Origin of the sequence: Vibrio sp. V42_P2S4T144 (assembly GCF_009904715.1) — a bacterium.
Taxonomy (GTDB): Bacteria; Pseudomonadota; Gammaproteobacteria; order Enterobacterales; family Vibrionaceae; genus Vibrio; species Vibrio alginolyticus.
Genome location: NZ_WXWS01000639.1, coordinates 1 through 8,317, shown reverse-complemented (window position 1 = coordinate 8,317; position 8,317 = coordinate 1). Strand labels below are relative to the sequence as shown.

Annotated in this window: 8 protein-coding genes; 3 read left to right on the top strand and 5 right to left on the bottom strand. The window is 43.1% G+C overall.

Annotated features, from left to right (window positions below):
• The first annotated feature begins 44 nt into the window (after nt 1-44).
• On the top strand, nt 45-764 hold the full coding sequence (locus CAG68_RS20785; RefSeq protein ID WP_086046534.1) for a tRNA1(Val) (adenine(37)-N6)-methyltransferase: 720 nt from the start codon (nt 45-47) through the stop codon (nt 762-764).
• A 107-nt stretch (nt 765-871) separates the two neighbouring features.
• Entirely contained in the window at nt 872-2,095 is a 1,224-nt protein-coding gene (gene srmB / locus CAG68_RS20780) for an ATP-dependent RNA helicase SrmB (protein ID WP_005381797.1), read from the top strand.
• Nucleotides 2,096-2,204: 109 nt separating this feature from the next.
• Here the strand turns inward: srmB and yaaA are convergent, their stop codons facing one another.
• Both yaaA and CAG68_RS20770 read right to left on the bottom strand, forming a co-directional pair.
• Nucleotides 2,205-2,981, bottom strand: coding sequence for a peroxide stress protein YaaA (gene yaaA, locus CAG68_RS20775; protein ID WP_005382848.1), 777 nt, complete (start codon nt 2,979-2,981; stop codon nt 2,205-2,207).
• A gap of 110 nt (nt 2,982-3,091) precedes the next feature.
• A complete protein-coding gene (locus tag CAG68_RS20770; protein WP_005381800.1) occupies nt 3,092-4,525 on the bottom strand; it encodes an alanine/glycine:cation symporter family protein in 1,434 nt (477 codons plus the stop codon).
• A 721-nt stretch (nt 4,526-5,246) separates the two neighbouring features.
• Between CAG68_RS20770 and CAG68_RS20765 the strand changes: the two genes are divergently transcribed.
• A complete protein-coding gene (locus CAG68_RS20765) occupies nt 5,247-5,432 on the top strand; it encodes a DUF3545 family protein (RefSeq protein ID WP_005381805.1) in 186 nt (61 codons plus the stop codon).
• A 236-nt stretch (nt 5,433-5,668) separates the two neighbouring features.
• Here the strand turns inward: CAG68_RS20765 and CAG68_RS20760 are convergent, their stop codons facing one another.
• The 3 genes from CAG68_RS20760 to nfo form a co-directional block, all read right to left on the bottom strand.
• A complete protein-coding gene (locus CAG68_RS20760; protein ID WP_005381807.1) occupies nt 5,669-6,220 on the bottom strand; it encodes a hemerythrin domain-containing protein in 552 nt (183 codons plus the stop codon).
• Between the two features lie 113 nt (nt 6,221-6,333).
• Nucleotides 6,334-7,014, bottom strand: a complete 681-nt coding sequence (gene ung / locus CAG68_RS20755) for a uracil-DNA glycosylase (protein WP_054728798.1) — start codon at nt 7,012-7,014, stop codon at nt 6,334-6,336.
• Between the two features lie 283 nt (nt 7,015-7,297).
• On the bottom strand, nt 7,298-8,185 hold the full coding sequence (nfo, locus tag CAG68_RS20750) for a deoxyribonuclease IV (RefSeq protein ID WP_054728795.1): 888 nt from the start codon (nt 8,183-8,185) through the stop codon (nt 7,298-7,300).
• Between the last annotated feature and the right edge of the window lie 132 nt (nt 8,186-8,317).

The following is an 8,317-nucleotide window of genomic DNA, read 5'->3' as shown; positions in this document are numbered from 1 at the left end:
CAATAGAGTAATCCACTTAATTATTGAGCAAATATAAAACAATCATGAAGAACAAAAAACTGAAAACTAAAGGCTTCAATTTTAAGCAATTTTGTATTGAGGGCGGCGAGAGTGGTATGCCAGTCAGCACAGATGGGGTAATGCTTGGTGCTTGGATTCAAAGCCCTAACGACGCTAAAATTCTCGATATTGGCACTGGCACTGGCCTGCTTGCCCTGATGTGTGCTCAACGCTTTACAGAAGCTCAAATAACCGCGGTCGATATCGAATTAACAGCCGTTGCTGCCGCGCAAAAAAATATGGCCCAGTCTCCTTGGTCAGATCGTGTAAGTGTGCACCACACCGACATACTGCACTTTACGCCGACACATCCATTCCAACGCATCATTTGTAACCCGCCCTACTTCAACAGCGGCGAGCAATCGAAACACAGTCAACGTGCAACCGCGAGGCACACTGATACGCTAGGCCATAACGCATTGCTACAGCGTTGCTATCATTTGCTTGATGACGAAGGGAGAGCTAGTTTTGTGTTGCCAATCACCGAAGGCGAGCAGTTCATTGAGCTAGCATTAAACCAAGGTTGGTATCTATCGAGGATCTGTCGTGTGCAACCATCAGAAAAGAAACCAGTACACCGATTGTTATTTGAACTGTCAAAACGACCTTGCGATTCGCAAACGTCACATTTAATTATCCGTTCAAATGACCGCTATAGTGATGATTTCATCCAGTTAACTCGCGAGTTTTATCTTAAGATGTGAAATAACATGTGATCCTTATCACCAATCACTTTATAATGTGCGACCTTTTTGTATTCTATGCTGTTGTGGCGAACCATTAACCAAGCTTTGCTTGTGGAGAACTCATTGTGATCAGAACCTTTGCTGAACTTGATCTAGACCAAAACCTACTTGAAGCCATTGAAGAGATGGGTTACGAACGCCCAACAAAAATTCAGGCAGAAGCGATTCCACAAGCGTTGGACGGTCGTGACATTCTAGCGTCAGCGCCAACAGGAACTGGTAAAACGGCCGCCTTCGTCCTGCCAGCATTGCAATACTTGCAAGACTTCCCTCGTCGTAAGCCTGGGCCTGCGCGTATTTTGATCCTAACGCCTACTCGCGAACTGGCGATGCAAATTGCCGATCAAGCACGTGCTTTGGCAAAAAATACCAAACTCAACATTTTCACCATCACTGGTGGTGTTCAGTACCAAGAGCACGCCGACATCCTTGCAACAACACAAGACATTGTGGTTGCGACACCTGGCCGTTTAAAAGAATACATTGATGCAGAACGTTTTGATTGTCGTGCAATCGAATGGTTAATCCTTGATGAAGCAGACCGTATGCTAGATATGGGTTTTGCTCCTACTGTCGATCGCCTATCTAACGAATGTCGCTGGCGTAAGCAAACCCTTCTGTTCTCAGCAACGTTAGAAGGGAAAGGCGTAGAAGGCTTTACCGCTGATCTGTTGAATGATCCAGCAGAGATCGATGCAAAATCACCTCTGCGTGAGCGTAAGAAAATTGCTCAGTGGTATCACCGAGCTGATGATGCTGAACACAAACTAGAATTACTAAAACACATTATTACTCAGCAAGCTGAGCGCACTATCGTCTTTTTAAAGACTCGTGAGCGTTTGGCTGAGCTACGAGCGCAGCTTGAAAGTGCACAGATTCCATGTTCTTGGATTCAAGGTGAAATGCCGCAAGATCGTCGTAACAATGCAATTTCTCGCTTCCGCGATGGAACTGTGAACGTTCTGCTCGCGACGGACGTTGCTGCGCGTGGTATCGATCTTCCGGATGTATCACACGTTATCAACTACGACATGCCGCGCACGGCTGATGTTTACCTTCACCGTATCGGCCGTACGGCTCGCGCGGGTAAAAAAGGTAACGCTATCTCAATCGTAGAAGCACACGACCAACCAATGATGGATCGCGTTGCGCGCTACGTGAAGGAAGACATCAAAGAGCGTTTCGTGAAAGAGATGCGTCCTAAACACAAAAAGCCTGTGTTTAAGAAGAAAAAGAAAAAAGACGACAAGAAAAAAGTAGCGAAAAAGAAAACCGCTAAGAAGAAGTAACCTTGTTGGGGCGAAGTAGCTCAAGCTAAAAAATAACAAAGGGTTGGCAATGCCAACCCTTTTTCGTTTGTGCTGATAGAGATTAACGTAAACTACGTCTCAATCAGCTTTATTTTTGCTCTTCGCGTTTAAATACTAACTCTGTTGGCGTCGATTCATCTTCCACAAAGTAGTAACCCGCCGTATCAAACTTAGTCAGGTCTGCCACGCTCTCAACACGGTTTTCAATGATGTAACGCGCCATCATACCGCGCGCTTTCTTCGCGTAAAAACTGATGACCTTGTATTGACCATTCTTACAATCTTTGAATACTGGCGTGATCACTTGCGCATCTAAATTCTTTGGCTTAACCGCTTTAAAGTATTCATTTGATGCAAGGTTGATAAGGACATTATCGCCTTGAGCAGAAATCGCTTCGTTAAGCTTGTCCGTAATAACATTGCCCCAAAACTGGTACAAGTTCGTACCCTTGTCGTTTGCAAGCTTGGTACCCATTTCAAGGCGGTATGGCTGCATCAAATCAAGTGGTTTTAGTAAACCATAAAGACCCGATAGCATACGCAGATGATCTTGAGCATATTCGAAGTCCGCTTCAGATAAACTTTCGGCGTCTAGCCCTGTGTAAACGTCACCTTTAAATGCAAGAATGGCTTGTCGTGAGTTTTCAGTGGTAAACGTTTCACTCCACTCTTGGAATCGGCCCACATTTAAATCGGCAATCTTGTCGCTCACTTTCATTAAAGAGGCAACATCAGCAGGAGTCAGTTTGCGGCAAACATCGATAAGCTCTTTTGAGTATTCGACCAACTCAGGTTGAGTAAATTTTTCTGTCGCTAACGGAGACTCGTAATCAAGAGTCTTCGCTGGAGAAACTACGATAAGCATGACTTTCCCTTCTCTAATTTTGTTTTTAATAGGGTACAAAAAAAGCCATGCATTGTCTGCATGGCTTTTTACATCATACTAATAGCTTTCAACTATGAGTGATAGCTCACTTAGTCTTTTTTATCGTTGTACCAAATGCCTTCTTCAAGCTGAGATTTCAGCTCTGGGAAATCATTCGCATCAAATGTTGGCACTTTGCCTTCACCAAGCTGGCGATTGTAATCTTTGGCCAGTTTAATCACGATGCCAGATAGCAAGATGATCGCCACCAAGTTGACTATCGCCATCAGACCCATAGAGACATCAGCAAGCGACCATACGACTGGTAACGAAGCTAGTGCACCAAACATCACCATACCAAGAACAATAACGCGGAAAATGCTTAAGCCCGCTTTATGATTGTGCTCTAGGAAGATTAAGTTCGTTTCAGCATACGAGTAGTTTGCAATGATTGAAGTAAACGCAAAGAAGAAGATTGCCACAGCAACAAAGATGCCGCCCCAATCGCCAACTTGTGAGCTCAATGCACGCTGAGTTAGCTCGATACCCGTCACTTCTGTTGCTTGACCGACATACTCACCAGACATCAGGATGATAGCCACTGTTGCAGAACAGATAACGATCGTGTCCATGAACACGCCTAGCATCTGTACGTAACCTTGAGACGCTGGGTGTGGTGGGTAAGGTGTTGCTGAAGCTGCCGCGTTAGGTGCAGAACCCATACCTGCTTCATTCGAGAATAGACCGCGCTTGATACCGTTAATCATTGCCTGTGCAATTGCGTAGCCAAGACCACCTGCTGCTGCTTCTTGCAGACCAAATGCACTCTTAAAGATAAGCATCAATACATCAGGTAATTTCTCTAGGTTAGAGAACATGATGAACAACGCTAGGGCTAGATAAAGTAGTGCCATGATCGGAACGATCATCTCAGCAACTCTTGCGATACGCTTGATGCCACCGAAAATAACAATTGCAGACAGTAAAACAACGGCAATACCGACATACAGGTTATTCCAACCAAATGCGTTGCTCATTGCATTGGCAATTGAGTTAGCTTGTACTGCGTTGAATACCAAACCAAAAGCGATGATTAGGAAAACTGAGAACAACACGCCCATCCAACGCATGCCCAGGCCTTTTTCCATGTAGTAGGCAGGGCCACCACGGTAGTTGCCATCATCATCTTTGGTTTTGTATAGCTGCGCCAGTGTGCTCTCAGCAAACGATGTTGCCATACCAAGCATTGCAATCAGCCACATCCAGAAGATCGCACCAGGACCACCCGCAGTCAATGCAACTGCAACGCCCGCCATGTTACCTGTACCAACACGTGCAGCAAGACTAGTACAAAGCGCTTGGAAAGAGGAAATACCAGCTTTGTCTGCTTTACGGCTGTTCTTAAGAACAGAGAACATGTGGCCGAAATGGCGGAACTGAATGAACCCTAATCGAACGGTGAAGTAAATACCAACACCAACAAGAAGATAAACCAGAATCGAGCCCCAGAGGAGATCGTTCATCAAATTGATTAAGTCTGTCATGTGTACCTCAAAGTGAGTTGCGCCAGTCTATGCGTCCTAGCCATCCACCAAATTGCCTGCTAAGTGTCAAAGTGTGCTTAGCTTTTTAAGTAATGTTTATGGGCAATCTAGAATCGTAAACGTCGCTTCATGCATCCATTTTACGTACTAGCGTATTTTTTGACGGGCGGATAATGCAACCTAGGAGCGCAAAAATCAATATGCAACAATAAGAATAACATTGTTATTTTTCACTATAAAGTCACCAAAAAATAACATAAATAGAAGACTTAACACTCAAACTGCGCAACATTTCAATTACCAAACACCAACATAAATAATTATTCTTCATTAAATGGAATGGTAAACCGTATAAACAAGAACAAGCTAGTATTCACAAGGTGTTACATAAATTTACGCTAGTGACTTACCATCTAATTGAACACTATTTCATCAAACTGATTTTATGCAACTTTAACCTTTGCGCAGTGCACCCATTCATCAAATCGAATTAACATAGAAAATCTCTCTATTTAATCGTTTTCTTGAGATCGTTTGTGCATTTTTTATCCACATCGTTGCAATAAAAAGTGTGATTTTGAGAATATTTTTGCACGAAAATGTCATGCTACCGACACAAATGCGAAATATATCATGGTTATTCTCACGGTTATTGTGGTACTAAAAAAACTCCACAAGGACTGGTTACAACAGTTTAGCTTAAGAAAGGTAAAGGTGGCTTATGGAAGGCTTTCAACTAGATGACATTTTTAATCTGGATACTACCTCAACAACCAAATCTCGTGCCAAACCAGTAAAGCGAAAGTGGCGTGAAATAGAAGAGATGAACGACAGACGCAATTTGCTTAAAGAGCTGCGCGAACTTGATGTCTGTACCGATTATAACTTGGAAGACATTAAACTCTAATTCAAACAAAAGGCACCTTACAGGTGCCTTTTGTTTTTTGTTTACAGTGACCGTAAACACCGTGAGTTTATGTACCAAGGTTTAAGTATGAATACCATTATTACTCAATGAGAATCTTCCGTACTTTTTGCCGAGAAATATGCACACTAAATTTTCGGTTGATTCCCAATAAATAAGAAATGTATCTCACAAACCCGAGAGACGGCTTTCGCTCGCTCAGGTTTCATCATTCAGTCTTAAACATATTCAGTATCACTTTGACGAACACGTTCGGCCAACTGCTTATAACGATCAGCAATCGTGTCACCAAACACAGGGTCATCCTCACTGACGCTCCATAAGCTCTCGACATGCTGCCAATCTTCTGTGGTAAATAACTCTTCAATGAGAGGCAAAATTTTTCGCTCTTCTAGCTCCAAGTGGTGCCTTTGCGATTCTATGAAATCTTCTAGGTGAGCGACAAACATGTCTTGTGGCACAACGGCATCCTGAAGGATCATCTCTATCACGGATGAAAACTCTCTGGTTTTACTCGCTAACTCTAGATGTTCTTTCTCTAAATTTTCCATGGTTTGTTGCTTACCATAGTGTTCAAGAAAGTGGTGATAGAGGATATCTTCTTTCGGGTGGTGTACTTTCTCCGAATGATTAGAGAGGTAATCAACAATCTCGCTTACTAACGCATAGTTGATTACACGTTCTTTTTTTATCTCATTAAGCTTATGGCGCAGTATCGCCAACAGACGAACCATATAACCATGTTCGCGTCGAATTCTTTCGATCATCATAGCGTCTCTCCTTAACACCTACTTTTAGTAAGTGTACATGAGAAATTTACTATCAGCCTCGAGCGTGCTCAAAAAAACAGCGATCATACCATCCATGATCGCTGTCTCTTCATTTATACCGTTAATGGCAAATGCCAGTTAATTGGTGCTTTTTCTTGTGATGTAAGCAACTGGTTTGCTTGAGAGAAATGCTTACAACCGAAAAAGCCTCGATGTGCAGAAAGTGGCGATGGGTGTGGGGCAGCTAACACATGGTGCTTATTGCGATCGATAAAACGACCTTTCTTCTGTGCATGTGAACCCCACAGCAAGAACACTACACCTTCTTGATGCTGATTAATGGCTTCAATCACTCGATCAGTAAACGTTTCCCAACCTGTCTTTGAATGTGAATGCGCTTTACCTTGCTCCACCGTTAATACCGTATTGAGTAACAATACGCCTTGTTCAGCCCAGCTTTGCAAAAAACCATGCTGAGGGATTTGGAAACCTTCAATATCTTGCGCCAGCTCTTTATACATATTAACCAGTGACGGTGGCGTTTTGATTCCAGGAAGCACTGAGAAGCACAAACCATGCGCCTGATTTGGACCGTGGTATGGGTCTTGTCCTAAGATCACCACTTTCACATCGTTAAACTCCGTGAAACGAAATGCGTTAAAAACATCTTTTGCTGGCGGATAAATCGCTTTGCCTGCTGCTCGTTCTGCTTCAACAAAATTCAACGTGTCTACAAAGTAGCTCTGCTTTTTCTCTTCGCCGATCACATCGTGCCAAGTGGGTGACTGATTCATGGAAAGTTCCTGTCCTAAATTTTGCTTCTATTCTAACGAGCGAAACCCAAACAAACAAAAACTTACCACGAACTTGAGAACAGTAATAAAAGGCTAATGCTTCTGCGGCGTTCTAAAATGACCTTGCCCAGTAATATGGCGATTAGGCATCGGCAGACGCAATACGCGGCGACTGTAAGCATAGGGAGCAAAAGAGAGTGGTCGAGACATAGTGGCATCCTTCTTTCTTAATTCAAATTGACTTAAACGACTAAGAAAGAAAGGTGCCAACTTTGCGATTACATTATTGGTTGTTAATAGCGGCTAAATGAAACTGGCGCAGTGCGTTGATCTCTTGCTGCCAGATGTCCGGATCAATTGTTTCTAAAATCAGAGGGATACCATCAAAACGAGAGTCTTTCGCAATGTACTCGAAACAATCCCACCCGATCTCTCCTTTACCTAAAGAATGGTGGCGATCCACTTTGCTGGCAAACTCTACTTTTGAATCATTTAGATGCATTGCTCTTAAATAGTGCATACCTACGATACGGTCGAACTCTGCAAAGGTGCGCTCGCAATCTTCTTTTGTACGTAAGTCATAACCAGCCGTAAAGGTATGGCAGGTATCAATACAAACGCCGACACGATCTTTATCTTCCACTTGCTCGATGATTTCAGCAAGGTGCTCAAACTTCCAGCCTAAGTTAGTGCCTTGACCTGCCGTATTCTCGATAACAGCGATCACATTCGGCACCGCTTTATGCGCAAGATTGATCGACTCGGCGATCGTCGCGAGGCACTCCTGTTCAGAGACTTTCTTTAGGTGACTACCCGGATGGAAGTTAAGCAAAGTCAGCCCCAACTGATTACAACGCTCCATTTCATCAATAAATGCCGCGCGGGATTTATTCAGCTTTTCTTCTTCCGGCGCACCCAAGTTAATCAGATAAGAATCATGGGGAAGAATATGTTCTGCTCCGAAACCCAGCATTTTACAGTTCGCTTTAAACGCACTGATGGTTTTTGCTTCTAAAGGCTTCGCCACCCACTGGCGTTGGTTTTTTGTAAATAGTGCGAATGCATTCGCGCCAATTTCACGAGCTCTCAACGGAGCTTGATCGACCCCACCAGCAGCAGAGACATGTGCACCAATGAGTTTATTCCCAAGCTTGTTTTTCATGTTTGTCATTTAATCACTTTAGACTTTCAGTATTGCTACCTAAATACAGATAGTTGCGTTAACCAGTTTAAACTTTAATCTCAATTTGTAGTAAATTTACAACAAAACCAGTTATTAAATATTTTTTATATTATCAAATAA